This window comes from Fructobacillus sp. EFB-N1, from assembly GCF_001038455.1.
In the GTDB taxonomy this organism is placed as follows: Bacteria; Bacillota; Bacilli; order Lactobacillales; family Lactobacillaceae; genus Fructobacillus; species Fructobacillus cardui.
Map to the genome: position 1 here is coordinate 1 of NZ_LDUY01000020.1, position 25,901 is coordinate 25,901.

General features: G+C 41.9%; 37 protein-coding genes. 14 read left to right on the top strand and 23 right to left on the bottom strand.

Features of this window, described 5'->3' with window-relative positions:
- Positions 1-333: 333 nt before the first annotated feature.
- The 13 genes from FEFB_RS05300 to FEFB_RS05360 form a co-directional block, all read right to left on the bottom strand.
- Positions 334-1,518: a VapE domain-containing protein gene (locus FEFB_RS05300; protein ID WP_047975199.1), complete on the bottom strand. Its 1,185-nt coding sequence runs from the start codon at positions 1,516-1,518 to the stop codon at positions 334-336.
- Positions 1,519-1,521: 3 nt separating this feature from the next.
- Complete coding sequence (locus tag FEFB_RS05305; protein ID WP_047975200.1) at positions 1,522-2,262, bottom strand: hypothetical protein; 741 nt, start codon at positions 2,260-2,262, stop codon at positions 1,522-1,524.
- Entirely contained in the window at positions 2,262-2,756 is a 495-nt protein-coding gene (locus FEFB_RS05310; protein WP_047975201.1) for a hypothetical protein, read from the bottom strand. Before FEFB_RS05310 ends, FEFB_RS05305 begins: the two co-directional genes overlap by 1 nt.
- Before the next feature lie 27 nt (positions 2,757-2,783).
- Positions 2,784-3,431, bottom strand: coding sequence for an AAA family ATPase (locus FEFB_RS05315; RefSeq protein ID WP_047975202.1), 648 nt, complete (start codon positions 3,429-3,431; stop codon positions 2,784-2,786).
- Positions 3,428-3,619: a hypothetical protein gene (locus FEFB_RS05320; protein ID WP_047975203.1), complete on the bottom strand. Its 192-nt coding sequence runs from the start codon at positions 3,617-3,619 to the stop codon at positions 3,428-3,430. Before FEFB_RS05320 ends, FEFB_RS05315 begins: the two co-directional genes overlap by 4 nt.
- Positions 3,612-4,352 (bottom strand): PD-(D/E)XK nuclease-like domain-containing protein, encoded by a 741-nt coding sequence (locus FEFB_RS05325; protein ID WP_047975204.1) that lies wholly within the window; start codon positions 4,350-4,352, stop codon positions 3,612-3,614. The genes FEFB_RS05320 and FEFB_RS05325 overlap by 8 nt, the downstream gene beginning before the upstream one ends.
- 153 nt (positions 4,353-4,505) lie before the next feature.
- A complete protein-coding gene (locus tag FEFB_RS08725) occupies positions 4,506-4,655 on the bottom strand; it encodes a hypothetical protein (RefSeq protein ID WP_161795094.1) in 150 nt (49 codons plus the stop codon).
- Between the two features lie 2 nt (positions 4,656-4,657).
- The gene (locus tag FEFB_RS05330) at positions 4,658-5,818 is read right to left on the bottom strand and encodes a DNA helicase (RefSeq protein WP_047975205.1); all 1,161 of its coding nucleotides are present in this window, start codon (positions 5,816-5,818) and stop codon (positions 4,658-4,660) included.
- Complete coding sequence (locus tag FEFB_RS05335; protein ID WP_047975206.1) at positions 5,796-6,095, bottom strand: hypothetical protein; 300 nt, start codon at positions 6,093-6,095, stop codon at positions 5,796-5,798. The genes FEFB_RS05330 and FEFB_RS05335 overlap by 23 nt, the downstream gene beginning before the upstream one ends.
- Before the next feature lie 102 nt (positions 6,096-6,197).
- Complete coding sequence (locus FEFB_RS05340; RefSeq protein ID WP_047975207.1) at positions 6,198-6,419, bottom strand: helix-turn-helix domain-containing protein; 222 nt, start codon at positions 6,417-6,419, stop codon at positions 6,198-6,200.
- A gap of 52 nt (positions 6,420-6,471) precedes the next feature.
- Positions 6,472-6,690 (bottom strand): hypothetical protein, encoded by a 219-nt coding sequence (locus tag FEFB_RS05345; RefSeq protein ID WP_047975208.1) that lies wholly within the window; start codon positions 6,688-6,690, stop codon positions 6,472-6,474.
- Between the two features lie 235 nt (positions 6,691-6,925).
- A complete protein-coding gene (locus FEFB_RS05355; protein ID WP_047975210.1) occupies positions 6,926-7,141 on the bottom strand; it encodes a hypothetical protein in 216 nt (71 codons plus the stop codon).
- A gap of 36 nt (positions 7,142-7,177) precedes the next feature.
- On the bottom strand, positions 7,178-7,402 hold the full coding sequence (locus tag FEFB_RS05360; protein WP_047975211.1) for a helix-turn-helix transcriptional regulator: 225 nt from the start codon (positions 7,400-7,402) through the stop codon (positions 7,178-7,180).
- 76 nt (positions 7,403-7,478) lie between these two features.
- Here FEFB_RS05360 and FEFB_RS08730 point away from each other — a divergent pair, with 76 nt between their 5' ends.
- A complete protein-coding gene (locus FEFB_RS08730; RefSeq protein WP_161795095.1) occupies positions 7,479-7,637 on the top strand; it encodes a hypothetical protein in 159 nt (52 codons plus the stop codon).
- On the opposite strand, the gene FEFB_RS08735 is transcribed toward FEFB_RS08730, so the two are convergent.
- Positions 7,629-7,781: a hypothetical protein gene (locus tag FEFB_RS08735; protein WP_161795096.1), complete on the bottom strand. Its 153-nt coding sequence runs from the start codon at positions 7,779-7,781 to the stop codon at positions 7,629-7,631. The genes FEFB_RS08730 and FEFB_RS08735 overlap by 9 nt on opposite strands.
- 74 nt (positions 7,782-7,855) lie before the next feature.
- On the opposite strand from FEFB_RS08735, the gene FEFB_RS08900 reads away from it, so the two are divergent.
- A complete protein-coding gene (locus FEFB_RS08900; RefSeq protein ID WP_200898277.1) occupies positions 7,856-8,008 on the top strand; it encodes a hypothetical protein in 153 nt (50 codons plus the stop codon).
- Here FEFB_RS08900 and FEFB_RS08740 read toward each other — a convergent pair.
- Positions 7,995-8,165, bottom strand: coding sequence for a hypothetical protein (locus FEFB_RS08740; protein ID WP_161795097.1), 171 nt, complete (start codon positions 8,163-8,165; stop codon positions 7,995-7,997). The two genes, FEFB_RS08900 and FEFB_RS08740, sit on opposite strands and share 14 nt — an antisense overlap.
- A 260-nt stretch (positions 8,166-8,425) precedes the next feature.
- On the opposite strand from FEFB_RS08740, the gene FEFB_RS05365 reads away from it, so the two are divergent.
- Positions 8,426-8,770 (top strand): helix-turn-helix domain-containing protein, encoded by a 345-nt coding sequence (locus tag FEFB_RS05365; protein WP_047975212.1) that lies wholly within the window; start codon positions 8,426-8,428, stop codon positions 8,768-8,770.
- Entirely contained in the window at positions 8,771-9,160 is a 390-nt protein-coding gene (locus tag FEFB_RS05370; RefSeq protein ID WP_047975213.1) for an ImmA/IrrE family metallo-endopeptidase, read from the top strand.
- A 40-nt stretch (positions 9,161-9,200) separates the two neighbouring features.
- On the opposite strand, the gene FEFB_RS05375 is transcribed toward FEFB_RS05370, so the two are convergent.
- Positions 9,201-9,437: a hypothetical protein gene (locus FEFB_RS05375; protein WP_047975214.1), complete on the bottom strand. Its 237-nt coding sequence runs from the start codon at positions 9,435-9,437 to the stop codon at positions 9,201-9,203.
- Between the two features lie 17 nt (positions 9,438-9,454).
- On the opposite strand from FEFB_RS05375, the gene FEFB_RS05380 reads away from it, so the two are divergent.
- From FEFB_RS05380 to FEFB_RS05410, 7 genes are all read left to right on the top strand, one after another.
- Positions 9,455-10,243, top strand: coding sequence for a hypothetical protein (locus tag FEFB_RS05380; RefSeq protein ID WP_047975215.1), 789 nt, complete (start codon positions 9,455-9,457; stop codon positions 10,241-10,243).
- Between the two features lie 70 nt (positions 10,244-10,313).
- Positions 10,314-10,871, top strand: a complete 558-nt coding sequence (locus FEFB_RS05385; protein ID WP_047975216.1) for an Ltp family lipoprotein — start codon at positions 10,314-10,316, stop codon at positions 10,869-10,871.
- A gap of 34 nt (positions 10,872-10,905) precedes the next feature.
- Positions 10,906-11,604, top strand: coding sequence for a potassium channel family protein (locus FEFB_RS05390; RefSeq protein ID WP_047975217.1), 699 nt, complete (start codon positions 10,906-10,908; stop codon positions 11,602-11,604).
- Positions 11,604-11,873: a hypothetical protein gene (locus FEFB_RS05395; protein ID WP_047975218.1), complete on the top strand. Its 270-nt coding sequence runs from the start codon at positions 11,604-11,606 to the stop codon at positions 11,871-11,873. Before FEFB_RS05390 ends, FEFB_RS05395 begins: the two co-directional genes overlap by 1 nt.
- Positions 11,874-11,924: 51 nt before the next feature.
- Complete coding sequence (locus tag FEFB_RS05400; protein WP_047975219.1) at positions 11,925-12,998, top strand: site-specific integrase; 1,074 nt, start codon at positions 11,925-11,927, stop codon at positions 12,996-12,998.
- A gap of 688 nt (positions 12,999-13,686) precedes the next feature.
- Positions 13,687-14,691, top strand: coding sequence for a serine protease (locus FEFB_RS05405; RefSeq protein WP_047975220.1), 1,005 nt, complete (start codon positions 13,687-13,689; stop codon positions 14,689-14,691).
- A gap of 293 nt (positions 14,692-14,984) precedes the next feature.
- Positions 14,985-15,230, top strand: a complete 246-nt coding sequence (locus FEFB_RS05410; protein WP_047975221.1) for a hypothetical protein — start codon at positions 14,985-14,987, stop codon at positions 15,228-15,230.
- Positions 15,231-15,601: 371 nt separating this feature from the next.
- On the opposite strand, the gene trmB is transcribed toward FEFB_RS05410, so the two are convergent.
- The 3 genes from trmB to FEFB_RS05425 are packed head-to-tail and all read right to left on the bottom strand — an operon-like array spanning position 15,602 to position 18,267.
- Positions 15,602-16,261 carry a tRNA (guanosine(46)-N7)-methyltransferase TrmB gene (gene trmB, locus FEFB_RS05415; RefSeq protein ID WP_047975222.1) on the bottom strand — a complete coding sequence of 220 codons (660 nt, stop codon included), beginning with the start codon at positions 16,259-16,261 and terminating at the stop codon, positions 15,602-15,604.
- A gap of 12 nt (positions 16,262-16,273) precedes the next feature.
- Positions 16,274-17,560 (bottom strand): ABC transporter permease, encoded by a 1,287-nt coding sequence (locus FEFB_RS05420; protein WP_047975223.1) that lies wholly within the window; start codon positions 17,558-17,560, stop codon positions 16,274-16,276.
- Complete coding sequence (locus FEFB_RS05425) at positions 17,557-18,267, bottom strand: ABC transporter ATP-binding protein (RefSeq protein ID WP_047975229.1); 711 nt, start codon at positions 18,265-18,267, stop codon at positions 17,557-17,559. Before FEFB_RS05425 ends, FEFB_RS05420 begins: the two co-directional genes overlap by 4 nt.
- A gap of 96 nt (positions 18,268-18,363) precedes the next feature.
- Between FEFB_RS05425 and FEFB_RS05430 the strand changes: the two genes are divergently transcribed.
- The 3 genes from FEFB_RS05430 to FEFB_RS05440 are packed head-to-tail and all read left to right on the top strand — an operon-like array spanning position 18,364 to position 19,984.
- Positions 18,364-18,792 carry an HIT family protein gene (locus FEFB_RS05430; RefSeq protein ID WP_047975224.1) on the top strand — a complete coding sequence of 143 codons (429 nt, stop codon included), beginning with the start codon at positions 18,364-18,366 and terminating at the stop codon, positions 18,790-18,792.
- 3 nt (positions 18,793-18,795) lie between these two features.
- Positions 18,796-19,035, top strand: coding sequence for a hypothetical protein (locus FEFB_RS05435; RefSeq protein WP_047975225.1), 240 nt, complete (start codon positions 18,796-18,798; stop codon positions 19,033-19,035).
- Between the two features lie 49 nt (positions 19,036-19,084).
- Positions 19,085-19,984, top strand: coding sequence for a peptidyl-prolyl cis-trans isomerase (locus tag FEFB_RS05440; protein ID WP_047975226.1), 900 nt, complete (start codon positions 19,085-19,087; stop codon positions 19,982-19,984).
- 190 nt (positions 19,985-20,174) lie between these two features.
- On the opposite strand, the gene FEFB_RS05445 is transcribed toward FEFB_RS05440, so the two are convergent.
- From FEFB_RS05445 to FEFB_RS09030, 4 genes are all read right to left on the bottom strand, one after another.
- The gene (locus FEFB_RS05445; protein WP_082131921.1) at positions 20,175-21,215 is read right to left on the bottom strand and encodes a 3'-5' exoribonuclease YhaM family protein; all 1,041 of its coding nucleotides are present in this window, start codon (positions 21,213-21,215) and stop codon (positions 20,175-20,177) included.
- Positions 21,208-23,619, bottom strand: a complete 2,412-nt coding sequence (locus FEFB_RS05450) for an AAA family ATPase (protein WP_047975227.1) — start codon at positions 23,617-23,619, stop codon at positions 21,208-21,210. Before FEFB_RS05450 ends, FEFB_RS05445 begins: the two co-directional genes overlap by 8 nt.
- Positions 23,609-24,793: a DNA repair exonuclease gene (locus tag FEFB_RS05455; protein ID WP_047975228.1), complete on the bottom strand. Its 1,185-nt coding sequence runs from the start codon at positions 24,791-24,793 to the stop codon at positions 23,609-23,611. The genes FEFB_RS05450 and FEFB_RS05455 overlap by 11 nt, the downstream gene beginning before the upstream one ends.
- A 711-nt stretch (positions 24,794-25,504) precedes the next feature.
- On the bottom strand, positions 25,505-25,681 hold the full coding sequence (locus FEFB_RS09030; RefSeq protein WP_235271968.1) for a hypothetical protein: 177 nt from the start codon (positions 25,679-25,681) through the stop codon (positions 25,505-25,507).
- Positions 25,682-25,901: the final 220 nt, after the last annotated feature.

Consider the following 25,901-nt stretch of genomic DNA (forward strand, 5'->3'; position numbering starts at 1 on the left):
CCGTTTTATTCAGTTCTTGGTCAGCAATATCAACAATTTTCTGATACTCTGCTTCTGTAAATTTTTTAGTCATGTTTTTCCTTTCTGGTTACAAAAAAGTGGTCACAAAAGGGGGTTCAAACTCCTATATACATATACATATATAAATATTAGTAAAATATAAGTTACCAGTTACCAATGTGCTACAAACGCCTCAACACCAACACTTTAACTAGGTAACCGAAAATTTGTTCGGTAACGTTACTTTGACAAAAAATCTGTGATTTTTAGAACAAGACCGTTTTGTAAAAGTTACCTTTTTAGCTCTCAAAGTTACCTTTTTTACTGTGTAAGTTACTGTTTTTTAACAAAGCAACGGACTGCTTTTCCGTTTATTTTTTTCAATTTTTTCTCAAATCCTTCGCGTTGCATGACCATTTGAATCTGATTTTTTAGTTCCTTAGACTGGTAATCAATCATCTGGCTATACAATTCTTGTTCAACAGACGCGTTCAACTCACTCACTCGAATCGACTCGTCAAACTCGTGTTCTGATTTCAAAACATTCATAATAACGTCGTCAATTTCAGCAAATACATTCAAGTTTTCCGTCATATTTTCAAAACTAATCGACTCCATCTGTTTGTTGATGTCATCAATGGTTTTATCTGGTTGTGCAATCACATCAGAATAATAGTCACGCGCTTCAGCTAACACGTTTTCATACCAGCTATCTGGCAACTTGAAAGCATTTTGTTTGATTTTATAATCGTTTACAATGACCGGGATAATTCGACGATTACCACCCAAGTCAGTTAGATATGAACTATCGTTTGTCGTTCTTGAGATGACGAAGTGGCGTTTTTTCGTTTCGCTGTTTCGTGCATAAGCAGGTCGATAAGTGAATTCATTCGTTGAAACAAATTTCTTAAACACCTTGTCACTATTGATCGCCGTCACTTGCATTTCGTCATCATTCACGATTAGGTTTTTCATCATGATTTCAAAGTCGTCTTTTTTGGTAAAAGACATGAATTGGTCGGTATAATACTGACCACCTAATCGTTTTAAGAACGACGTCTTACCAGTTCCTTGATTACCGATAATATCCAATGTGTACTGGAATTTACCAGTATCAACGCCATATGCCCCACCTACTAAGTTGATAATCCAAATGCCAATCGCCTTGTTGATGTCTGGGTTTTCAACGCCAAACAACTCTTCACCAATCGTCCATAGTCTGCTTTTCTTGTCCCATTTCTTGGACTCAATCCAGTCATAAACAGATGAGAATACATGCTGGCTAGCCGCCGACTCGATGGCTTCGAACAATTTATTCATTGGATAACCGGTGTCATATTTACGCTCCAAGAACGCTTGGATAAGACGTGCCTTGTTGTCAGTCATTTGGCCCGCTTCAACTAGCACCTCTTGCCCTTGTACGTCTTTTTTCAGCACAATTTGGCCGATGAACTCGTCATATTGAATGTCAAAGTTATCCAGAAGCGTTTCGGCCATGACTGTTGTTTTAGTTGCCATTTATTAACCTCCACTCGTCCATTTGCGCCAACTTCCTTCGATAGTCTTTTCGATTTCTGACTGTGTTAGCCCCGATTGCTGATTGGCCAAGTCGACAATGGCGTAAATAGATTGCTTTGGAAACCCCATCGTCATCAGTGTCCATACAAGTACCGACATATTCCGATTTCGTGTGCCTTCTGCGCCAAAACCTTCGGTTATCATGGCTAGTTCAGGTATTGTCAGGCTACTCTGCCCTTCAAACGAGTCACTAACCTTTTGACCATTTGACTTGTTTTCGTGATAAAACTCGAGCAACTCATCAGGCAATTCAACACATTCAGACAAATCTGTATCTGGGTCAACCACAGCATAATTGTTCTTGCTGGCCTTAATATCGAGACCTTTTTCAATACCAATAACTTGGGTCAGACTCTCGTTGTTTTTAAAAAACACATGGACACCACGTCCTGACACCGACTTTTCAATCACACCATCTTCAATCGTTGGGAAGCGGACGTGGAACGATGTATATTCGTGCATATCGTCGAAATCAAAACAGACATAATCCGACCCAGACATCACGAACGCAATGGCATAATGGCGTTTCCAGTTAGACAATACCCATAACTTATCTAACTTGTCAGTTGCGTAAGCTAGGATTGGCTTCTTACTGGCGTGTCCTTCGTCATCGTAACTAACTTGAATGGGTGTAATGTCATATCCTTCGTTTAACCATCTAATGGCCTCTGTCTTGGTTGCCATTATTCCATATCAAACGGTACGTCGATTGGGTCTAGGAACGTGTACTTTGAGAACGCCGTTTCACCTTCCTTTGCTTCAGGCGTTTCCTTCAAAATCTTAACCTTGAGTGTTTTCTTGTCAGCAACCGGTTGCAAAGCCTCGACTACCGCTTGGTTCCCTTGGCGAATGGTATCCAAGTCAACAACCTTCTTCATTTCCTTGTTAAATAAAATCAATGGGCGCATGAGTTGGAACACATTTGATTGCCAAGCCTTTGATGACAACTTAGACCCATCTGTCTTCTTCTGTGAGACCGACACGCGATAACCGTTATCTGATGTTCCTTCGCTGTCTTCAAATGTAAACTGTACTGCTGTCCAGCTAGAACTTTTTGATTGGAACAATGACACTTCGGTCAATACAGCATCAGTTGTGCCGTCTTCAAAACCGAACGCAGATGGTTGCGCTGTGTTTTCGTCCATGTTGTCGAACCAGTTTTCCATATCTAAAGCCATAGTATTTTTCTCCTATTTTCTTCCTAATTAAAGTCCCATTGATTCAAGGGCTTGTGCTGATTTCTTATTTTTGTCAATGACTGTGTTAAGTGGTGCGGGCAACTTACCGTCGTCCCATTCGTAACGGCGTTTCTTCCACTTCGCTTCGTGTTTGTTGTTGATCTCGATTAACGCATCCGAATATCCGCCAATAATATTGAATAACTTGGGTTTTAATACGATAACCAAGCCTTCTTCATCGTCCATGTTGGCTCGCAATAAGTAGTAGACTGTCAATTCCGAAGTGGTGAGCGCATTGATGATATTGCTAAATGCTTTGTTAAACTCGCCAAATCCCGCACCATAATCGCCTGCTTCTTTAAGTGAACTAGCGTTGTGCTTTTCCAACACTTCCAATTCCAACATGTTGGCCATATCTTCTGCCGTATCAATTACGAGTGTTTTGTAGCCAGCTTCTGGCGCTTGTTCAATCACGTCCATCACATCTTGGAACGACTTAGGACGAACAGCGTTATAACCGGCATTGTCGGCGTTTCCATCAAATGATAGAAATAGTGGCCTGTTAGACTTGCCGGCAAACGTCGTCTTTCCCGCCATTGGTTCGCCATATACCACAATGGCTTTTGGGTCTGGCTTTTGTAATTTGATTTCTTGAAACTTTGATACCTTAATCATTCGATAACTCCTAACTCTTCAACTTTGATTTGAATGTCAATCCACCATGTATTTTCAAATTTAATTTGTTTAATGAATTTAATGATTGCATCATTCTTTGAATCAGCTTTTATAATCGCCTTTTCAAGGCCTTTTGGATAAATAGCGCTTCCTTTAAAATCACTCATGCATACTACATAACTATTCATTTGTAATCACTCCCCCAAATTGTTCATAAGCCCATTGACTCCCGTCGTTGATTGCTTCCAGATGGTCTGGGCAATCAACACAATGTACTGCCTGTTCAATTTCATCTGCCATCTCGTTGGCGTAACGCAAAATTTCATCATGGTCCATCTTGTAGTCGTAGATGAACGGCTTGTCTGGGTCTTTCTTGATATACAAGATGTGGGCTTCATCCTTATCGAACATGAAGGCATAGTAAGCGATTTGTTTTTTGTACTCTTCTTGCCGATTGTCACGAAAAGACTTGTAATAGATGAAACCATCAAATTCCATAGGTGCTACTGTCTTGAAATCAAACACCGCGTTTTTCGTTAGCATGTCAGCTCGACCAGTAGCAGTGAATCGCACACCTTGACCCGTTTCGGCTTCTTCGTTGATTTCAACTTCAAAATCAGCTTTCCCAAATCGTTCAACGTATTCATGTACACGACTACCGATGACTTCGGCGTCGGTATAGACTTTCTTGAGTTGACCTTTCGTTTTGCCTGTCTTACTAATCAGCAGGTCTTTGTCTTCGTCTGATATATCTTGTGTCTTGTCACGACCTTCAGCGACGTTGTGGACGATTGTTCCAAACAATAGTGCGTCCTTGTTTCCTTCCCACCATGGATGCTCGCCAATATAATCTTGGTAAGCACGCAGTGGGTTTTTGCTAAATTTGAAAGCCCTTGTGGGGCTCATATGAATCTTGTCCATTTACGACCCTTTCATCGATTTTGTGGTTGCACCAACGGCAACGCTCTTCAACAATCGTTTGATTATTTTTGTGCTTAACAACTAATTTCGGTGCGTCGTGAGCAAAACAAAGCGAACAGAAAATATCATTCAACATTTGTTTCCTCTTTCTTCTTATAATTTTTCAATCGTGATTTTGTAAATGCCACCATTGATAACAATGTGTTCTGACTCTGGCTGTTTTTGGTCTTTTGACGTGAACGCTAGTCGAACGACTTTGTCACCTACATCAATCAACCATTTTTGCAATTCGCTCATTCTCATATCTAATCCTCGAACATTTCTGAGTTAAAGCTTTCTTTCATATCAAGCGAGTTCCAGATAGCGTCGTCAATAGTTCCGTGAACAACCAAGTAATCTCGTGTGATTTTACTGTCTTGTCCAATTCGATAATTTCGATACTTTGACTGGTCAAAATCGATAAAACTATCAGGCAACGACCACCAGATGGCGTGCTTGTATTCATTTAATGTCATCCCCGAACCAGCCGTTGTTTGGATTAAGATGAAATCACCCTGGCTGTCATACTCATGGCCATTAACGTGCCCAACATTGAAATCTTTCAACGCCTCGTCTAACAGTTGCAGTTCGTTATCATAGGTGTAGAAAATAAGTGTCTTCTCATCGCCGTATGACTCTTTAACGCTGTCCAACCAATCGAGTTTGGCTTTGTTGTTTTGATTCTGACGTTGATAGATACGCCGTGCAGTTGGATTGGCAAAGATAACCTTGTCGTCCTTTTTGTAAGACATTTTGGTCTTCCTGTACTCACGGTCTGGTTTGAAGCTGATAACATGCTCCGTCACATCTGGAAGTTCTGTAATATCATCAAGTGTGACAACATCAGACGTGATGGACTTAAACCAATCTGTTAATTGGTTCGTGTTCTTACCAACTTTCCAAATTGGAAACTTAGACCAACCTGGGTGTTCCGCAACCTTATATAAGTCTCTGAACTGTTTCTTAGTCGGAACATGGCCAAAGTACAGGGCGTACATTTCCAAATCGTCTAGCTTTCCATTCGTTGGGGTACCTGATAGGAAGACAAAACCTGCACAACATTTAATCAACATTCTTAACTTTTCAGAACGTCCTGACGTGTTCTTAAACTTATGGGCTTCATCAACAATCAGCACCTTGTCTTGCACGTCTTCGTTGTTTAGTTTCTTCACGCCATCAGTCGTGATGACCTGCATGTTGTTTTTGAAACCAACCAACTCGGCGTCCTTTTCCCAAGATTTCGCCTTGACGACCTGTCGTGGCGCTACCACAATCACGTCAGACGATGGGTAGTGCTTCATCACATGGGACAATCCAACAACAGTTTTTCCTGTCCCCATTTTCATTACGTAATAGTAGTTTGGCTTTGACTTTGATACCTGATTGGCTTGTGCTTCGTATAATTTAAAAGAGTTGTTCGATGTCATCGATAACCTCCAAGAAATTTGTAAAGCTATCAATCACATACCATAGGCCACCGTTGCGCTTGATTTGTGCACCAACCGCTTTTTGTTCAGCCGATACCGTACCTTGCCCGTCAGGTCGTTTAATCTCCAATCCTAGGAACTTGCCGTGCTTATCAATCGTGATAATGTCGGGTGTTCCAATATCAGTACCGGGACCAGCTTGTGTCTTGATAATGAAGTGATCGTGACGCCTTAGATACGTCGTGATTTGTGATTGTAAACGTTGTTCAGGCTTCATCGTCTGCCACCTCTTCACGTTCTTGTTCACGTTCCCATTTCGATTCTTCCGCTAGATGCTGTTCTAATCCATCCGCGACCCTGTTACCTGTTGTTGCCATTTTTAATCCTCCCAACCCACTAGATATGCTGGTGTGACTCCGTAGAACTTAGCTAACTTTTCCCATGTTGCTAGTTTGGGCTCACGTATACTGTTTTCCCAATTAGATACAGTAGCTGATCCAATCGTTTTAGAAAATCCATCAGTCTTTCTTAATATCAAGGACAACTGAACCATTGACAGACCTTTTTTATTTCTTAGTTGAGTTAATCTGTTTTTACTCATGTTTCCTCCGTGTTATACTGAAGGCATAAAATTATTTCCCGATAATTTATGCCTAAGCTCGCTCTGCTAAGCGGGCTTTTTTTGTACGCTTTAAATCACGTTTTGCCAATCGTTTACCCTGATGAACAATATCGTTAGTAATGTCGTTTTCAATATCGTATGAATCAAATAATGGTGCTCGCTTGTAATATTTGTATGCCATGATGAAAAGCGTGGTAACACTTGTTCCAATCACTAACATCAATAAATCGTTGAACTGCATTAGTGTCATTGTTTGTCCTTTCTTATGCGTAACGGTTGGATAATTTGAAGAAGTAATTACGAAGAGATAATCCGTCCCAGACAGGATGGGTCTTACCACCTTGTATTGGTTTCGGAAATCCTTTCTTTTTCTTGTAATTTTTCCGGAAGGTATCGTTTGATTTAATACCGAGTTCGTCCATTATCTGTTGTTGTGTGTATTGCCTATCTGGCTTAAATCGTTCATACATACCCTTGTCTCTTTTTTAGTCTTCTGTATCTTCCACATAGTCTTCAATTTCGATTCTGTCTAATGACCAATCGATTAAGTTTGAAGCCAATTTATAAATTGGAATATGCGTTTGCCTACTTAAGTCTCGGAGCTTATGATGCACAGTAGGCCGAACCTGAATGATTCGCACGTTGGTTGGGCTATCAACTTCCCGTGCTTTGATGTAGAATAAATCTTCTTTATTATTCATATTTAATTACCTTCTTTCTTTGGTATCATTTAATTTTTAAAACCAGTTTTCGCCGGCGTACCCTGTGAAATCGAACAACTTTTGCAAATTGTCATGAGCCGCAGGACCGCTTGCCAATCCATTCAATAGTTGGCGAACGTAAGATGGTGACGAATCAACAACTTTGGCCAACTGGGCCTGCTTAATTCCCTTCATCTTTAGATGAAATTGAAACTTAAAACGTTCTTCTTCAAGAACTCGCTTAGCTTCCTTTACTGACATACATACCTCCCTTCTGTATTTTTGCTATCCTTTAACTACCGACTCATTTGTCTAGTAAATTGAAAGGAGAATTGTTATGGAACATTCACAAACTGATAACAAGGCTATTGCACTAGCCTTTGCTCAATCTGAATATGCTTTCATTCGTGCAGAAGCCAAGGATAATCAGGATCGCTTGGATTTGTTTAAAAGCACTTATGAAGAAGCATTGAACACATTAGATAAATCAAGCTAATGTATCATCACGAGGTTGTAACTTTACCCACGATAAATCCAAGATTACTTTTTTGGCTTCGGTAACGGTTACACCCTCTTTTTTTAATTTGTCCATAATTTCGGACACAAGACGGTCAATCTTTTCTTGGTTCACTTCACTCATCCTTTTTCCTTCTTTCTTTTGTTATCCTTTAATTACTGGTAGTGACGTACCTAGTAAATGAAAGGAGAATTATTATGATTTCAAACGAACAAATTGCTCACGACTTAGCCATTGCTTTTGTGTCAGCAAAGATGGCCAAAAAATCTAATTTAATGACCAGTTATGACGATTATCGTGATTACAAACGTGCTTTTGATGATTACAAGGTGAAGATTAACTCTCTCTAGAGTCCCAATCCATGTATTCAATGTATGACTGCACAAGTGGTTGCATTGATCGTGCAATCAAACTTGCTTCCACAAACGTGGAGGCTTTTTTTAATTGCTCAACTTTCATTGTTAGCAATTCATCATATAAACGCTTGTTGTTATTCACTTCTGACATTCTCTTTTCCCTCCTTTCACTAACAAATGTTTGTAAGTTTTACTTTACAAGTTACAAAGTTGGTACTATAATGACAAAGTAAATGCATAACAAAAGACCTGTTATAACCTTTAGTAGCCCGCCAAGACACTTCAGTTTTAACTGTTTTTTGTTTGCGTAATTAACTTACAAGACAAAGTATATATACAAACTTGTAACTTGTCAACAACAAAATTACAAATTTAATACTTTTTCTTTGTCAAAAGGATTGGTTAAATGTTATGACTCTAGTTTCACGTACAAAAGAAACCGCTAAATTACGCGGTTTATCATTAAAAACAGTAGCTACAAAAGCCGGATTGGCAGAAAACGCAATTTATAGATGGAATGAAAATAACCCCAAAGCTGAAAATTTGCAAAAAGTAGCTGACGTGTTGAATGTATCAACCGACTATCTTTTAGGTCGCACTAATCAAATGAATAGTTATGACTCAAAAGATAAAACTACCGATATTGCTGATGATACGTTGATTATGGCATTTGATGGTAAACCCATACCTGATGAAGAACGTGAAAAGCTACTCGATTACGCACGCTACATTATGAGTCAGAAAAAGGAAAAATAAGTGGAAGAAATTTTAGAAGAACTTGAAAATATAGCTAGACAAAATGAAATTACTATTTTTGATGTTGATAGTCTTGAAAAAGACACGCCAGATTCTTCCATGAGTAATAATAAATTGGTACTAATGAATCCTGCCTATAAAAAGTCTAGTTATGCCTTTCGATTGGCTCATGAATTAAGCCATATTATGTACGGCAATAATTTACCAGACGCCGTGTATCAATTTAGCCCCTACTTCCAACGTGGCGAAGAATATGAAATGCACAAACACGCTATTCATATGCTGATGAAAATTAAACGGCCATCAAGCGTTCAAGCGTTCATGGAAGTATACCGTGTCCCATCATGGTTAGAAGAGTATGTAGAGTCTGAATACAGCCTGCAGGTATAAGGAGAATAAAAAACGGCAAGGTAACAAACCCCTGCCGTTTTCAATAATTGATTGAAATATTATTTTTTACATATTCTAACGCATCGCTATCTAACTTCATAACGTGAATATATTCTTCATCTGTTAAATCAAGAAGTATTTCACCGGATAAAAATTTAATTAATTTATTTTTTGAAATTAACTCTAATTCATATTTAGAACTCATATGTCTCACTTCATCAAAGTCATAAATATTATCCAATGACTTTATCAATCTAATCGATGTATTTTCAGACATAATAAAGGCCTCCTAAAATGAAACACAAAAATAAAAAACTACTTAGACACACAAATGAAGAAACCGAAGAGCTATTGCAAAATTGTTTTCAAAATTTGTTAGATTACGCAAACAGCTTTGACTCTGGTAATTTTCAATCAATTAGACAAGCTGCTAATATAATAAGAATGTTATTTTATGATTCAAAAACATGTCATAGTTTATTAAATCAAATAACCAATAAAGAAGATATTAGATTACTAAATACATTCTTAATCGACGAAAAAGATACTTTCTATAGCGGTGGTGTATGGATTATTCAAACATTTAAAAAAATACCTTTTAGTAACGTTCCGGATACATCCCAATTATACAGCACTTTCGTACCTGATGATTTAGAAAAGCTGAGTGAAAAAAGAGAAATTGTTTTCAAATCATGGTGGAATGGTATTGTTTTTAAATTGGGGAACTCTATATTGACTAGAAAAGATATTATTATCAGCATGGCAAATCAGGATGGCGGATCTCATGTTGATACAGAAGTAGATGAAACGTATTTAAATATTGCTAGAGGACAAACAGGAATACACATAGGAACTAATTTATCTGACACAATCCCCTTGTATTTCAAAAGCCAAAATAATGATGAAGATTATGAACACCCTAAAGATATTCATTTAGCTATAATGAGGAAAATAGTTCATGAAATTCTATATTCGTTACCTAAACAATTGAATTTAAATATAAATTATGTTTCAGATTTCACCTACAACATAAACCATCGCATACATTCATTACTTTTCAATATTCAAATCACAGACAAATAAAAGTTAATCTCAAACGGTAGTTAAATTACGTGCAGGAAGGAACCACGTTAAAAGCTTAGAGGAGTTATATATGAGTAAGAAAGTTTTCGATGAGAACGGTAATGAAATTAAGAAGCCGTTTTACAAGAAGTTTTGGTTTTGGCTTGTTGTTCTCATTGTTATTATTATCGGTGGTACAATGGCCGGTTCATCAGATGATAGTGATTCTTCTAGCAGTTCAAGTAGCAAAACGAGCTCATCTAGTTCTGCTAAGTCTTCATCACAATCATCTAAAACTTCTACTGATTCAAGCAGCAGTTCTAGTTCAAAAAGTAGTAAAGCTACCGCACAGCAAACTGCTGCACTTGAAAGTGCCAAGACTTACAGTGACTCAATGCACATGTCAAAGCAAGATATTTATGATCAATTGACATCTCCTGATGGAGATAAATTCTCTGCTTCTGACGCTCAATATGCAGTTGATAACTTAAAGGCAGACTACAACAAGAACGCTCTTGAGGCCGCTGAATCATATCAAAAAGACCAACACATGTCTGTTGACGATATCAAAGACCAACTCACTTCGCAAGATGGTGATAAGTTTACTGAAGACCAAGCTCAATATGCTATCGACCATCTAAGTAAGTAACCCACGCCCTCTTGGGCGTACATAAAGGAAAACAATGAAAAAACTATATTACGCCGCAGTCTTCACGTTCGCCGTTGTTTCTGTTGCTTTGGCTTGTTTGGATATAGGTGGATTGATATCGATTAACAAAGCACCTTACTTTCTAATTGATAAGTTTATCCTTATATTCTTTTGGATAGACTACATCACTCGATTTACTAAAGCTGATAACAAGTGGCAGTTTTTTAAATCAAATCTATTCGATTTATTGGCAATCATTCCCTTTGATTCCGTCTTCTCGATGTTCCGAATAGCTCGAACCGTTCGATTGCTGAAACTATTACGCTTTGTAAGAATCGTTGGATTTGCTGGGCGTTTTAAACGCAACCTAGTGAAGTTCATCAATACGAATGGTTTCATTTATTTAATGACTTTTGCCATTGTTTTGATATTAATATCTGCTGGAGTGTATTCGTTAGCCGAAAACATTAGCTACGGCAACGCACTGTGGTGGTCGATTGTAACAGCTACGACAGTTGGGTATGGTGATATATCCCCCACTTCTGCAATAGGACGTGGTATAGCTATTGTACTAATGTTCGTCGGCATTGGATTAATTGGTACAATTACCAGTACAGTGACTTCGTTTTTTATACAAGAACAAGCTGATAAATCAAAAGGTGAGCTAAATCAGAAGTTGAATGAAATCACTGAACAGTTAGATAGATTAGAAAGAAAGTTAGGAGACAAATAATGATATTAATTGGTTTAATTGCAATATTCATCATCAGTATCTGGTTTACGTGGAAGTCTTTAACGGTATTTTTACCATGGTTGATTATCATTTGGGTCATAGTATCCATTCTTTCTTTCATCTTTAGCTGGGTGTTTATTATGTTTGCCTCATTTGCGCTATCTGGTTACTGTTTCTATTTAGCAATAAAGAAAATCAAAGAACAAAAATCAAACGGACGTGTTGATATAACAGATGAATCAAAAGTATCTGATTCTGACCATAAGTAATTTAAGGCCCCTGGCCTTTTTATTTGTACCTATTTCAGGAAAGGAGTCATTATGGCGAGTATTTTTAAACGAAAAGGAGCAAAGACTTGGACCGCTTCCGTTCTTTTAAACGTTGACGGAAAACGTAAAACCAAACAGAAAAATGGTTTTGCGACAAAATCAGAAGCAAACGAGTGGGTTGCCAAAGTTGAGTATGAAAAATCAATAGGTAATTTCAGCAAGTCAAACAAGCTGTTCATTACTGAGATGAAAAAATGGTACACAATTTTTAAAGAGCCAAAAATCGCCCGTGCGACAAAACTATGGTTCAATACCGTGCTGAAGTTGGTTGAAAAAGAGTGGCCTGATAAATTGGTGTCAGATATTCGTTCGTCAGACTTCCAACAATTATTAAATAAGTATGGTCAGACACACGTTAAGGTGTCAACAAAACGAGTGAATAACATTATATCCGAATTCGGTCGGTATGCCTTTGATGAAGGATATACGACTCGCGATTTTACTCGCAACGTTTACAATACTGGTAAAGTTGAAAGCAAAACGGCTGATATGAAGTTTCTTGAAAACGATGAATTTCAAAAGCTGATACAGCGTGCTAAACAAAGTAATTCGGTTTCTGCGCATATGATAATCACCGCCTGCTTAACTGGCATGAGATACGCTGAAATAGCTGGATTAAGGCCAGAAAACGTTGATTTAAGCAACAAAACAATTAGCATTGTGGATACATGGGACCAAGTTAGTCACGAGTTTAAGCCGACTAAAACCAAATCATCAGTCCGAACAATATCGATGCCTGACGATTTAGTAGACTTATTCAAGAAATGGGAGTTCGGTGATAAGTTCGTTTTTCAAGGGATAAATGGTTATCCTGCTACAAGTGCTTCTTGTAATCATACTTTAAAAAATTATTTGGAAAAAGATAATTCAAAACAAATCACATTCCACGGATTACGTCATACACATGCTAGTTACCTACTGGCTAATGATATTTCGGTTCAATACGTTAGTGAACGTTTGGGACACGCTAACACAAATATCACTCTCGGCATTTATGCTCATCTGCTCGAGGATAAAAGAAATGAAGAAAATTTAAAGGCATTGGACAAGTTAAACATTCTTTAATCATCGCATTAACGCTGCACGACTTTTGCACGACTTTCGAGCAAAAATCATAGCTTAACATGCGTTTAACACGTTTGAACCCGTTTTAAAAATGGCCTTACAAACGCCTTTAAATCAACGTTTGTAAACACAATGCCTTTAGATAGGCATTTGTAGCAAAATATCAAATACGTTCCCTCAGTGCATGAAACACGTTGATATATCAACGTTTGTAGCCCTTTTGGGGTACAAACGGGGTATTTCATTAAAAAATACACCCCAAGCCAATTAAGACTTGAGGTGTTTTTTATTTTTTATAATGTCTAGAGCATTATTGCTCTAGTCAAGATAGCAAAGTTAACCGCCCTCTGAAGGCCACTCTTATTCACCTATCAAATTTATTCAAAAATAGAATAATATTGACCGAATTTGATCTAATGCTATATCCTATTTCCAAGGCGCCAATTAGTCAAAAACCCCTTCATACCAGTCATCACGCGTCTTTTTAGGACGTGCTATATTGAAGGCAGATAAGGGGGTGATAGGATGCAAAAATCAAAAAAACATAAATTGAATTCACCCCATTTCACTAAAAGAAAAACACAGCCTGTTCGCCTATCCCAGCAAATATCTTTCGGGTGGCTCCCTCTTCTCCGGTAGCCTCTATCAAGCAAACCTTGTTGCACGATTATTTAATAAAGGAGAAATGATGAATAATTTGAAAAAGTGGGGACGATTAGGTGCACTAACCTTAACCATGTTACTAGGCGTGCAGATGACAAGCAATTATGCGGATGCCTATGTTTTTGACGCCGCGAAGTTTCAAAAAGGAAAGGTTCCCGATACAAGACAAGCGCCCTTTTCTTCAATTGTATTTATTGTTGATGGTGAAACAGGCGATTCCGCCAGTGGCGTGCTTATTGCCCCCGATACGGTTTTAACTGCCGCCCATGTCGTTTTACGTGAAAGTGATAATAATGCTGATTGGCCACGACAGTTAATTAATCCGAGTTCACTGTCTATTCGGCCAGCCTATGGTGGTGAGTCCGGTGCTACAGCAGAACGATACCCGTTTGGTTGGTATTATCATGGTCAAACTGTTTCCATTCCGGGCGAATACTTTGAAGCAGCACTACGCCCCGGTGGCGATGCAGGCGATAATGACATTGCACTTATTCACTTAAACCAACCAGTACAAGGGGCTCCAACACTACCTTTAGCCGAATTTCGCCCTCAAGATGTAAATCGTGAAATTGTCTCAGTCATTGGTTTCCCAGCGACACTTGGTCCTGGAAGGACTGCTGAACCAGAAAATCGAGAAAATCGAATGTACGTTGATTATGGCACCGTTGCGGCAATCACCGGTCGGCAATTATTAACCACTAACGTGAATTGGACCAACGGTAATAGTGGCGGCCCAATGCTTAATTCGTTCAACCAAGTCGTTGGCATTGTCAGTTCATCAAATGCTTACGGTAATTTTGCTACCCGAATTGACTCTGGCTTAAATTGCTGGATTCAAGAACGAATGCATGAACATAACCAAGATTTAGCACCTGAAAATTCACGCGGACGTTGGCGTCAATTGGGCAATCAGCGTGTTTATTTTGATCAAAATGGTGAAGCAGCCGCTATCGTTGGTGAAGAAAACAAGGACAACTTAGGTGTCTTAGACTTATCCCTTCCAGGTCGATCAAATCATTCGGACCTGTAAGGTTGAAATTCAGCAGAAACACCGGACATTCATTTTCTAAATGTTAAATCAAAAAGCTGGTCAGATATTTTCTGACCAGCTTTTTAAATCTTGAACAATAATCCTGTCCAATTTAGTGCAAAGCTACCAACAACAAGACGTGTCAATTATTTTTTTAAAATCGACAGATAAATGTTAAAAATAACTTTTGTTACTGGAAATATTTTACATTCAATCAAAAAACAAATACAATGATTGTAGCCAATTCGTTCATAATAACAGGTCATCAATCAAAGCTACGAAAGGAAAAACTAATGGTTCAGTACAATTTCATTCTTGCCTCAGCCCGTGTAGAGACTGATGTTCAATTACCAATCACGCCCCAACGAGGTGACATCATTTCACTTTCAACTGGCGTCAATACCCCTCATTATCTTGTTCAGCGCGTAGAACTTTTTGCGAACTCAAGCATTGTCAACTTGCACGTTCAGCGCTTTCCTGACCAGTTGTCAGCAAAACTTGCGATTGATGGTTTCCGTAACACCAGGAACTTCCTTTAAAAAAGCACAGCCCCACATAAAAATCCTCTTACTAGCCAACTAATCGGTCGACCACCATGGTCTTCGGTCGAAGCTAGTCAGAGGATTTTTTTATTTCACCTCATTAAGTTAAGTTGAAAGCAAATTTTTTCATACTAGTACCAATATTTCTCCCAAGACAGCTAAACTTTGAACGAAATTTCTATACTAAGTAACGCTTTATGCAGCAACCAGGTAATCCCTAAATATACCAAATTCTCTTGGCAACCAAGCACTGTCCTATCAGATTGGTAAGTTGTTGGTCTTAATTATTCAAAGCAGCTTAATTATTGAAATTTTCGAAAATATTTGCAACCTACAAAAAAAGACCTTACGGTCGTTTTTACTACTTTTTAAAAGTGAGCCTTCACCTTATAGATTGGTTGACCCAAGGCCATGAACTTCTGTTCATACTCCGTTTCAACGTTGCCTTCAACCTTGTCAACATCAGCATGCAAGTCCAAGGTAAAGTCTTCTGGCGTCCAGCGCATTCCAAAGTCCATGAAGGAAACCAAAGAATACTCGAAGAGATGGCGGTTATCAGTCTTAAATTCGACTTCCCCACCCTCTGGCAAAATTGCTCGGTAAGAAGACAAGAAGGTCTTATAAGTCAAACGACGGCTTTCGTGTCGTGACTTTGGCCATGGATCAGAGAAGTTCAGGTAAATCTTTTGGATTTCACCCTTCTCAAAATAAGTTTCCACTCCTGAACCATTACCATAAAGGTAACGCAGGTTTGGCAAAATACCAACAGCTTCAAAAGACTTGCGGGCAGCAATCGCCACAGCCGTTTCTTGAATTTCCATCCCAATATAGTTGATATGCGGGTTCTTCTTGGCCATTTCCATAATGAATTGACCCTTTCCGGAACCGATTTCAACGTGAATTGGTTGGTCTTGGTCAAAAATTTCTTGCCAGTGACCACGTAACTTTTGTGCGTGTTCCTGGTCAATGACCAAATCAGTGTGAGCTTCAAGCCAAGGTTTGGCCCATGGTTTTGAACGTAAATGCATAAGTATTTCCTTTTAATTCTTTTTGTGTAAAGTTTTTGGAAGCCAAAGCCCATAAAGAACTAAGGCTAAGAGCAGACCGCCTGCCAAAACAGCTAAAGCAGCCGCAGGACCCGCTATCAGCAACATCATCAAGAATGTCAGGCCAGTCACGGTACTAGTGATTTCGGCCAGGACAACCAAGAAAGTTTTTTCTTGCTGATTTTTATCCGCGAAGGCTAACCGTGACCACAGCACCACCCGCGTCTTTTCAAAGACCGGCAGCAGCTGGAAGTTAATCAAGTAGATCAACACTGCCATCCCCGCCGCCTGCAGGTAATAACTATCCTTGGGCAAGACCACTAGTAAAATCAGCCCAACCACAACCAGGCGAAGAACTAAGACGAGCTCGTCCCCACCGCGCAGGAGCTTAATCCAGAACAACCGACGCATCGGCTCCTTTTGAAAGGAGAACCGGCCAAGCAAATTGTCCAGGTAGGCCCGTCGTTTGACCACCGCACCCTGATTGGGTACCTGAGCAAAGAGACCGTAAAACTGCCAGACCGCCTGACTGTGCCGCTGACTAGTTGTCAAAGCAACATGCCAATCAATCGCCCGCTGCGCCTTTTGGTGTTGCACGAACCAAGCCACCGCAACCGCTACTAAAATAACCGTCAGTCCCGACAAGATCCAAAGCCGCCATGGATCAGGTAGCAAAACGATTGCCAAGGCCAAAACAAATGGCATGGCAAGGCGAATTAACCAGCCTGCTCTCGTTTGGTCAAATCCAGTCCAGGTGTTTCCTCGCTCATGGCGGTCAAGGGCCTGAACGAGCATAAAGGCCTTACTAGCCACTAAGGTGAGCAAGGACAGTGACCAATCAAGCGGATGATCAAGGCCAATGAGGTTCATCACTGGCCAGGCCAAACCCAAAAAAGCAACCTGCCAACCGGTAGCCAAGATAAAGGACCTGCACCAGGCTTGGTTCAAATAGGTTTTCGTCAAAAAGTCGTCACTAGCTGCTAGAAAGACTCGGTCCGCCGGTTTAAGGTAAGTCACAAAAGACCCAAATTGCTGCCCCAGAACCAGCCAGGCAATCAAGCCCAGCTGCCAATAGGATGGTAAAAAAGCAATTGGCGTTTCCAGGGACTTCTTGGCTAATGATTGAAAGGCCAGAATGGCAGCACCAACTACAATAAGGAGAAAGACGACAAAATGATCATTAAATAACAGGCGAAGGTAATGCCGATTTTGCCGGTTAATAGCCACTGACCGGTCCTTGTAAAGCCGGTTCAAGTTCAGTTTTTCAGTTTCAGCCGTCATGAAAAGAGTTCATCCATTTCAGCAAGAGTTAGTTGGTGCTTGGCTGCCATTTCTTCGGGACTGGCCTGCTCACGGACCTCACCTTGGTCCAGCCAGACAAATTGATCAACAAAGGCTGCCGCCGAGGACAGCAAATGTGTCGTCAAAAGGATTGCACCACCCGCCTTGGTTCGGTCTTCCATTAGTTGGACCAAAGCCTTTTGGGCCAAAACATCCAAACCGAGGAACGGCTCATCGATGACCATTAATGGCGCTTCGAGACTGAAAGCCGCCACTAACATCACCTTTTGCTGCATGCCCTTTGAAAAGTGCTTAGGCAACCAGTGCAACTTATCATCCAAACGGAATGTTGCCAACAAGGTCATCGCCTGATGCCAATGTGCCTGGTCGTCCAGACCATGACTGGCCAACATTAGATGAATATGTTCCGCTAGGGTCAACTCGTCATAAAGGATTGGCTGTTCTGGAATATAGGCCAACTGCTCCTTAAAGGCGGTTGGATTCTGGACGAGGTCCACCTCGTTCAAAACAACCTTCCCTGCTCGAATTGGGCGTTCCCCAATAATATGTTTGAAGGTGGTCGACTTTCCGGCTCCATTTAAGCCGATTAACGCGACAATTTGCCCATCAGGTACCGTGATAGAAAAGTCTTTTAAGACATCCTGGCCAGCATAGCCACCATATAATTTTGTAATTGATAGTCCCATAGCCATTATTATACCAGGTTCTAGTCTGAGAACGGTTGTTTTGCCTGAATTTTGCTATAATAGAGAATAAAGCAATACAGGAAAAAGGAGGCCATTATGGCAGATATCTTTGACAAAATCATCGCAGGAGAAATTCCTTCTTATAAAGTCTATGAAGACGACGACTTACTCGCCTTTTTGGATATTTCCCAGGTTACCCCTGGTCACACGCTCTTAATTCCCAAAAAGCACGTCGATGACATCTTCGCCTACGATGATGACATCGCTCAAAAGGTTTTGTTAAAGTTGCCGGTCTTGGCTCGCGCCATCAAGACTGCCGACAAAACCATTACCGGTATCAATATCTCATCCAACAATGGTCCCTCAGCTGGTCAAACCGTCATTCATTCTCACTGGCACCTGATTCCTCGTCGCGATGGTGACTGTCTCAATGATGCCCTAGCACCAACGATTGACAATTCTGACCAGTACGACGAAAGCCGCTACGAGGAAATCGCTCAAAATATTAAGAAAGAATTGGAGTAGGCCATGGCATTTGCACGAGTAAAAGCAACCATCACGGAATTCAAGACGATTTTGCGCCTCAGTCAGCGGGCAAAAAAGCAAGTCACCGTCTTAACGAAAGCGCTCGAGGCAAACCAAGCTGATTTGGCAAAATTACAGCGGGCAGCCAAGCGCACCCAATATGAAAACCAAGTTCACCTCGATCGAATCAAGGAAGTTCAAGAAAAAATGAAGGCAACGCAGTCGAACGATTCAAAACTGTGATAAAATAGTCTTTGTATCAATTATTTCAACTCGGAAGGAAACTAATTTTATGCACCGCAAAGTTATCTGGGGATTCATCGTCATCGTCTTTGTTGCTGGCGTTGCCTACCTCGGTTTGTCCACTTCAAAGACACTGGCCACGACCGATGCCGGTAAAATCACCCAAGAAGAATACTACGACAAGGTGAAGTCCTCGTCTACTGGTAAGCAAGTCTTCGCCCAAATGGTGATTGATAAGGTCTTGGAAAAGCACTACGGTTCGCAGGTTTCAAAATCAGACGTAACCAACGCCTACACAACAGCCAAGGCTCAATATGGCGATTCATTTGCTACTATGTTGACTCAGTCAGGGTTGACGGACACTCAGTACAAAGAATCACTGCGCGAAAAGCTTGTGATGAATGCAGCAGTTAAGGCTAACTACAAGATTTCAAAGGATAAGTTGAACGACGCCTATAACAACTACGTCCCTGAGACGACGATTTCTTTGATTACGGCCAAGGACCAAGATACCGCTCAACAGGCCATCGATGCCTTGAACAACGGTACTTCATGGGATGACGTTTACAAGCAGTATTCATCAAAGAATACACAAGTTAACAAGTCCGGTCAGTTGCCTGCCTTCGATTCAACAAATACCACTGTTGATTCTGAAATCCGTAAGGCCGCCTTTAACCAGGATGCAGGTTCTTACTCATCATCACCTGTTAAGCCTTCATCTGGTTCAAACTACTATGTTGTCCGCACTGACAAGATGGCAAGTAAGCCAGCCGAAAGCAAGGTTGAGCAGAAGTTGAAGGATAGGTTAACTAGCGACTTCTTGAGCGATTCAAACAATGCAACTGAGATTCAAAAGATTGTTGGTAAGATTCTCCGTAAGGATGATGTTAGCATCAAAGATTCTGATTTGAAGAACTCTTTGTCAGGTTACTTAACCGCTGGCGTTTAATCAAACAGTAACAATTAAAAAAAGAAAAGAGGATTCCAGTTGGAATCCTCTTTTTTGGTGCATTGGAATTGTGGATGGGCTTTGGGTTAGCCCAAGTATTCGCAGTCACGAATCAAGCCCTTTTATCGAGACTTGGTTTAGCCCCCATTTTGTTGCGTTTTACTTAAGACCGCGCGCCACCTTTTTAGGCTTAAAACAATGCCGTTGGGTCGATTGGCGAACCTGCTTCCGGGTTTTCCGGCGGCAATGGTGGCAGGTCATTGTCCGTTGGACCGGCTGCCCTTTGAACACTCTCCGGACGGTAAAAGGCCCGATTATCCATGGCGAAAATTCGCTTTGAGAACTCGCCAGGTTCGGTTTGTTCCATGGCGCCCGTCATCATTTGAATTGAGGCGTCCATCTCATCCAGCTGATGAAGAATTTCGGCTTCCATCATCTGAGGGCGAACGGGTGACCCATACTCCAGAAGCCCGTGATGAGCCAGCACAACGTGCCGTAAAATCAGAAGATCTTCCTGGTTCAAATCCATTTTGAGCTCATTAGCTGCCAACACTAGCTGCTCGTCAATCAAAGTGATATGACCAATCAACTTACCGGCTCGGGTATATTCCGTTGAGGCTGGACCCGAAAGTTCAATCACCTTACCCAAGTCGTGAAGGAGTGCTCCAGCTAGCAACAAGTCCTTGTTCAACTGAGGATATAGGTCACTGACAGCATTTGCCAAACGAGCAATTGACAAGCTATGGAAAGCCAACCCACGGGCAAAAGCATGGTGGTTCGTCTTGGCCGCCGGAAATTCCATGAAGTCATCGTGGAACTTCTTAAACAACTGGCGAACCAAGCGGTTCCATGTTGGTTGGGTAATCTTAAAGATTGTATCCGTTAATTCCGCTTCCAAATCAGCCTTCTTAACGGGGGCACTTTTGATAAAATCTGCCGCTAAACTAGGCTCACCATCTTCAGTCAAGCGGAGCTGACTGATTTGAATTTGTGGGTTGCCCTTAAAGGCTGACCTGGTACCGGTAACCTTAACGACTCGACCAGCCTGGAACTGGTCAATCCCCTCTTTCGTCACATCCCAAAGGTTTCCAGGAATATCACCCGACCTATCCGAAAAGGTCAAAGCCAGATAATCCTTGCCGGTCTTGGTTTGGCGAACGTCGGCCTTCTTCAACAAGGCAAAGGCGTCCACCGCATCATTTTCATGGTACTGCAGTAATAACTTAGCCATTTATTTCTCCTAAATTAATCTCCTGGTCTGCTGCTACCTGATTGGTAAAAGTCCAGAAAAGGACTTGCCGTTCCCCTGCCAGGTCCTGTAATAAGGATAGCACTTCAGCCTGACGGTTCTCATCAAAATTCACAAAAGCGTCATCGACTAGGATGGGCAGATCTTCTGTTAACTGCAAGCTTGTAATCAAGGCCAAGCGAACGGCCAAATAGGCCTGGTCCGCCGCCCCGGTCGACAATTCAGCCAAAGTGAAGGATTCGTTGTCTCGGTCAAAGACCTGCACCTGTTTCTCCGTAATTTGCATTTTTTGGTAGTGACCCAGTGTCAAGCGGTGAAGGTAAGTTCCCGCCTGGTCTTGGACACTAGTACTCAAATCCTGGTCCTGCCCATTAAAAATGTTTTGAATCAAGGCCGGCAAGAGCGACTTCTCTAGGTATCGACCAAAGTCCTCAGTCAAGCGTGCCTCCTGGTTGGCCACTTCCTGGGTCAAATCCTGGAACTGGCTTTCGGAAACCAGGGCGGCCTGGTCAACTTGCAGGGCTTGGACCTGCTTGATGGCCTGTTCCTTAGCAAATTCAAGGCTCTTTTGCTCTGCCACCAAAGCAGCAACTGCCTTCTCTAGGGCAGGTCGGCTCCGATATTTGACCAATCGTTTTCGACGCTCTGTACCAATCTGCTGGTATAAATCTGCCAGCCGCTGTTCGTTTTTAGTTTGGTCATTTTGCCTAGCCAAAGCAGCTGACAGCTGGTCAAGCGAAACTAAACCGTTTTGTTGCAGAATTTTTTGCAACTGGGCCTGGACCTGGTCCCGGTCCTGATAGAGCTGGTGTTCGAGGTCTGCCGCATGGTCCTTTTCCACCCGCCGCTTTAACCCGGCAGCCGGATTCAAACCATACAACTGACTAGCTTGGTCCACTGCGGCTAGGAGGTCTTGATAATTATCCTCCATTGATTCTTGGCCTTGAAAGCGGGCAAAGCGCTTAGAGTCAACTTGGTTCAAGCGTCGACTGATATGGCCAGCCAAGGTCTGAGCCTGGTAGCCTAGGTCACTGGACCGCTTTTTTGCATCCTGGGCCAAAAGAGCCTCGTACTGGCCGGCTATAATTGTTTCCTTATCCCATGGGGCAAAGGGTGCCATCACTGCGGCGACACGGTCATGGTGACGTTTAGCCAAATAACCTGTAACAGCTGTGGTAACGGCAACAATGCCTTCAACCGAGACGCCTAAGTTAAGGGAAAAGGCCCCAACCATTAATGCGCCACTGACCACTGCCCCAACCAACCAGTAGTTTCGTTCCTGTAGGAGGCGAAAATCAGTGGTATCAAGTGGTTTTGGTTCCCGTCCCCGGAATTGTTGGTTAAACTGAGTGACCTGATGGTCAGCACTTTGGATTTGTACAAGCAGACCCTTGAGGGCCTGGCTTGTTTCGGCTAGTTCCTGTAAAACGTCCATAATTTCGGCTTGATTAAGGTTGGCCAACTGACCATCTTTGAGTTTAGCTCGGCGGTCATTTGCTTCCGCAAGCTGCTGGTTAAACCAGTCAAGTTGCAGGGCCAATTGCTGTAACTTGTCTTGGTCTTCAACACTAATTTTTTGTGAGGGATGGTTGACCAGCTGCCCACCATCGGCCCCCGTGGCTGCCAAAACCAGTGTCTCTTGGTAAAGGTCCCAATAGGATAATAGGTCCTGAGCGACTGTTAGCTCCTCCTTAATTGCTGTCAATTGCTGGTCTTGGTCCGCAACCTTATTTTGCAGAGCTTCCACCTGGTTACCTTTTTCAAGATACTGGTTCAAAGATTGCGTCTGGTTAAAGCGGCTTTCCTGCTGGTGCTGGTAGGCTTGACTAGCGAGGTTCAGCGGGCGCTTCCCCGTTTTTTGTTTAGCAAAGAGTTGGCTCCCCTCCTTCTGCTGGTCTGTCGCCCAAACTAGCCACTTCGACGCCCGTGGCTTTGTGTAGGTCAGCAGGTGCTTTTCCAAATCAGGCCCCGTTAACTGGTTGACAAGCTGCAGGTCTTTGGCATCGAAAGCAAAAATTTGCTCATAGTCCACTCGTTCAAGCGGCCCAAATAATTGGTTTAAAAAGCCCGCGCCATCGGTCAGGGCCTGACCATCGACCAAGTTGACCACCGTTAATTCCGACTGGGTTCGGTTCATTCGTTGAATGCGATAGGTACCCTGGCTGATTTCAATATCGAGGTAGCCACCGTAGGCTGCACCCGACCGGGGTTCGTATTTTTGACTAGACCGCCCTTTATAACCAAATAAAACGCCTAATATGAAGGCCTTGAGGGTCGATTTCCCAGCTTCATTTTGTCCGAAGAAAGCCTGGAAGTCGGCCAAATCAGCCAGGGTTAAATTCGACCAACGACCGAAGCCAGAAATATGAATAGTTCTAATCCTCATCCTGTCCTCCTGCCACTAGGTCCTGGTAGATACGGCCGGCTAGGTCGGCCTGACCCTCTTTTGAATAAAAATAATCTCTGATAAACGTCGGTGCCTGGTCAGAAAGCCATTGACCAACGCTGGCTGGCTGGACTACCTGGTTAATGGCCGCCTGCAAGTCAACATCAGCGGGCAGTGCTGGTCGTTCTTGACTAAGAGCCTTCGTGGTTATCTGGACTTTCACTGGCCAGTAATCACTCTGGCTTTTGCGACTTGCCTGTAAACTTTCCTCTAAGGTCCCAAAGCGTGCAGCCGCCTCGATATCAGGACCAACCTGCCCCGTTAATTCTAATATCACTAGGGTTGGCTGTTCCCAGTGGTAAGCATTTAACTGGCCCTGCAAAGTTGCCAAATCAGGGCAATTTCGCATTTGAATTCGCTGCCACAAAACGGGGGCAACGGGGTAAAATTCCGGCAATAGGCCCTGACCGTCCTGGTCGGAAACCAAGAAAAAACCCTTTTCACCATCCTCATTGCGGTTAAGGCCTTGGAGGTTACCAGAATAAGCAACCACAGGGTTTCGGTGCAGAATTTGGCGGACGTGAATGTGGCCAAGGGCCCAGTAATCGTAGCCCTTTGCCACCATATCCGGTAAAGAAAAGGCCGCATACTTCTCGCCGTCTTGCCCCACTACACCGTGATACATTCCCAAGTGGTAATCAACCCCTGCCTGCTTGACTGGAAAATCCGGCAAGGCTGACTGACGGTGCTGACGGTCTGCATAAGAAAAGCCCGAAATGGCCACCTTCAGACCGGATGCCGTCGTAATCGTCTTCGTTTCGACCGCAGGACCAAAGACCAAAACCCGGTCTGGCCAAGCTGGATGGACTTGCTGCCCCTGCTGGAAATCGTGGTTTCCAAAAGATATTGCTGACCAAATTCCTGCCTGGTCTAATTGGGTCAAAGCCTTTGTCAAGCGCTCTTGAATAAGTGGTGAATTATCAGAACCATGGTACAGGTCACCTGGAAATAAGACCAAATCGACCTCCTGATCAACCGCGAATTCAACCAAGCGGTCTAGTGCCGTAAAGGTCGCTAATTGAACATTTCCTTGAAAGTCCGGGCTCAAATTTTGGTTCAACCCGGTAAAGGGGTTGCCCAGGTGAACATCCCCGGCATGAATAAAACTAAGCATGGTCTTCCTTCTACTTTCCTTGTATCAAATCGCCCAAAGAGAACAGGCGTTCGTATCCTCTATTATACAAAATGCACCCCTCCTTTTGCCACTATCCGCGGGTAATTTCACATTTTTATCCAAAAAAAACACTGGCTTCACAGAATTTCACCTGGGTTAAAGTCACTTCCTAAAACGTTCATTTTTTATGAAAATCGTTAGCTGAAAGCATTAGGAATGAAAAGCACCCAGTACCTAAGTTATAGTGTCCTGGTGGGGAGTGGGCAGTCAATATTTTTTTCATGATAGCAACTCCTGTTGCAAGAATATTATAAGGTTTCCTTGCCTTTATTTTTCAAACCAACGAAAAAAACTAGAATTGCTTTTACAATTCTAGCCTTCTACCTTGTCTAACAACCATTACTTATTCTTTTTACGGTTGGAGAAAATGCCAAGTCCCACAAAACTAATAACTAAAACAGACCAAAGACTTAAATTAGTCTTGTTTCGTTCGGACCTCAATCCAGTATTTGGCAAACCGTGGTTGCTTTCGGCCTGCGACTTAAGAACTTGATCAATTTGATTTGCAGTAACCGGACTGCCAGCATATATTTTAGTTGTAGTGGTCGTGACAGTTGGTACATTCTTCGTGTACTTAACAATGTAAGTCAAGTCACTTGATTCTAGCGTTACCTTTTGTGCCGCAATGCTGGTTTGGTTAGCGGTGTAACCCTACAACGTTGGACTCGTTACTGCTGCAAAGCTCTGATCTGCTGTCCAGTCACCATAGGTCTTTTCACCCGTTACTGCATCCGTTGACACGCTACGAGTAAAGGTAATTGGCGTTGCTACATAGTCATCAGCTGCCTTGGTTCCATCAGCGTATTGGTAATGAACGGTCTCGTTCACTGTCTTCGTATCAGTTGTGACCGTTTAATGTTCTAATTTATGTCCCATAAAACATTCCTCTTTTATTCTATTATTTATGTTACAAGTAAACTATAGTCAGAGGTTTTTGTATTTACAATATATAAAATACAAAAATGTCTTTTTTCCCATATTTATTTTATTTTTTTGGCAGATTCTATAATTAATTCGAACGAGAAAATTTAAAATAAAAACCCAAAGA

Coding starts and splice junctions, on each gene's coding strand:
- FEFB_RS05355 (WP_047975210.1), bottom strand. CDS start 7,141: ATGAATAATAAAGAAGATTTATTCTACATCAAAGCACGGGAAGTTGAT.
- FEFB_RS05450 (WP_047975227.1), bottom strand. CDS start 23,619: ATGAGGATTAGAACTATTCATATTTCTGGCTTCGGTCGTTGGTCGAAT.
- FEFB_RS05455 (WP_047975228.1), bottom strand. CDS start 24,793: ATGCTTAGTTTTATTCATGCCGGGGATGTTCACCTGGGCAACCCCTTT.
- FEFB_RS05345 (WP_047975208.1), bottom strand. CDS start 6,690: ATGACACTAATGCAGTTCAACGATTTATTGATGTTAGTGATTGGAACA.
- FEFB_RS05380 (WP_047975215.1), top strand. CDS start 9,455: ATGAAACACAAAAATAAAAAACTACTTAGACACACAAATGAAGAAACC.
- FEFB_RS08900 (WP_200898277.1), top strand. CDS start 7,856: ATGATTTCAAACGAACAAATTGCTCACGACTTAGCCATTGCTTTTGTG.
- FEFB_RS05405 (WP_047975220.1), top strand. CDS start 13,687: ATGAATAATTTGAAAAAGTGGGGACGATTAGGTGCACTAACCTTAACC.
- FEFB_RS08735 (WP_161795096.1), bottom strand. CDS start 7,781: ATGAGTGAAGTGAACCAAGAAAAGATTGACCGTCTTGTGTCCGAAATT.
- FEFB_RS05410 (WP_047975221.1), top strand. CDS start 14,985: ATGGTTCAGTACAATTTCATTCTTGCCTCAGCCCGTGTAGAGACTGAT.
- FEFB_RS05315 (WP_047975202.1), bottom strand. CDS start 3,431: ATGATTAAGGTATCAAAGTTTCAAGAAATCAAATTACAAAAGCCAGAC.
- FEFB_RS05420 (WP_047975223.1), bottom strand. CDS start 17,560: ATGACGGCTGAAACTGAAAAACTGAACTTGAACCGGCTTTACAAGGAC.
- FEFB_RS05310 (WP_047975201.1), bottom strand. CDS start 2,756: ATGGCTTTAGATATGGAAAACTGGTTCGACAACATGGACGAAAACACA.
- FEFB_RS05445 (WP_082131921.1), bottom strand. CDS start 21,215: ATGGCTAAGTTATTACTGCAGTACCATGAAAATGATGCGGTGGACGCC.
- FEFB_RS05365 (WP_047975212.1), top strand. CDS start 8,426: ATGACTCTAGTTTCACGTACAAAAGAAACCGCTAAATTACGCGGTTTA.
- FEFB_RS05335 (WP_047975206.1), bottom strand. CDS start 6,095: ATGAAGCCTGAACAACGTTTACAATCACAAATCACGACGTATCTAAGG.
- FEFB_RS05340 (WP_047975207.1), bottom strand. CDS start 6,419: ATGAGTAAAAACAGATTAACTCAACTAAGAAATAAAAAAGGTCTGTCA.
- FEFB_RS05400 (WP_047975219.1), top strand. CDS start 11,925: ATGGCGAGTATTTTTAAACGAAAAGGAGCAAAGACTTGGACCGCTTCC.
- FEFB_RS05440 (WP_047975226.1), top strand. CDS start 19,085: ATGCACCGCAAAGTTATCTGGGGATTCATCGTCATCGTCTTTGTTGCT.
- trmB (WP_047975222.1), bottom strand. CDS start 16,261: ATGCATTTACGTTCAAAACCATGGGCCAAACCTTGGCTTGAAGCTCAC.
- FEFB_RS08740 (WP_161795097.1), bottom strand. CDS start 8,165: ATGTCAGAAGTGAATAACAACAAGCGTTTATATGATGAATTGCTAACA.
- FEFB_RS08725 (WP_161795094.1), bottom strand. CDS start 4,655: ATGAGAATGAGCGAATTGCAAAAATGGTTGATTGATGTAGGTGACAAA.
- FEFB_RS05320 (WP_047975203.1), bottom strand. CDS start 3,619: ATGAATAGTTATGTAGTATGCATGAGTGATTTTAAAGGAAGCGCTATT.
- FEFB_RS05300 (WP_047975199.1), bottom strand. CDS start 1,518: ATGGCAACTAAAACAACAGTCATGGCCGAAACGCTTCTGGATAACTTT.
- FEFB_RS08730 (WP_161795095.1), top strand. CDS start 7,479: ATGGAACATTCACAAACTGATAACAAGGCTATTGCACTAGCCTTTGCT.
- FEFB_RS05395 (WP_047975218.1), top strand. CDS start 11,604: ATGATATTAATTGGTTTAATTGCAATATTCATCATCAGTATCTGGTTT.
- FEFB_RS05430 (WP_047975224.1), top strand. CDS start 18,364: ATGGCAGATATCTTTGACAAAATCATCGCAGGAGAAATTCCTTCTTAT.
- FEFB_RS05360 (WP_047975211.1), bottom strand. CDS start 7,402: ATGTCAGTAAAGGAAGCTAAGCGAGTTCTTGAAGAAGAACGTTTTAAG.
- FEFB_RS05390 (WP_047975217.1), top strand. CDS start 10,906: ATGAAAAAACTATATTACGCCGCAGTCTTCACGTTCGCCGTTGTTTCT.
- FEFB_RS05435 (WP_047975225.1), top strand. CDS start 18,796: ATGGCATTTGCACGAGTAAAAGCAACCATCACGGAATTCAAGACGATT.
- FEFB_RS05375 (WP_047975214.1), bottom strand. CDS start 9,437: ATGTCTGAAAATACATCGATTAGATTGATAAAGTCATTGGATAATATT.
- FEFB_RS05330 (WP_047975205.1), bottom strand. CDS start 5,818: ATGACATCGAACAACTCTTTTAAATTATACGAAGCACAAGCCAATCAG.
- FEFB_RS05425 (WP_047975229.1), bottom strand. CDS start 18,267: ATGGGACTATCAATTACAAAATTATATGGTGGCTATGCTGGCCAGGAT.
- FEFB_RS05385 (WP_047975216.1), top strand. CDS start 10,314: ATGAGTAAGAAAGTTTTCGATGAGAACGGTAATGAAATTAAGAAGCCG.
- FEFB_RS05325 (WP_047975204.1), bottom strand. CDS start 4,352: ATGGACAAGATTCATATGAGCCCCACAAGGGCTTTCAAATTTAGCAAA.
- FEFB_RS05305 (WP_047975200.1), bottom strand. CDS start 2,262: ATGGCAACCAAGACAGAGGCCATTAGATGGTTAAACGAAGGATATGAC.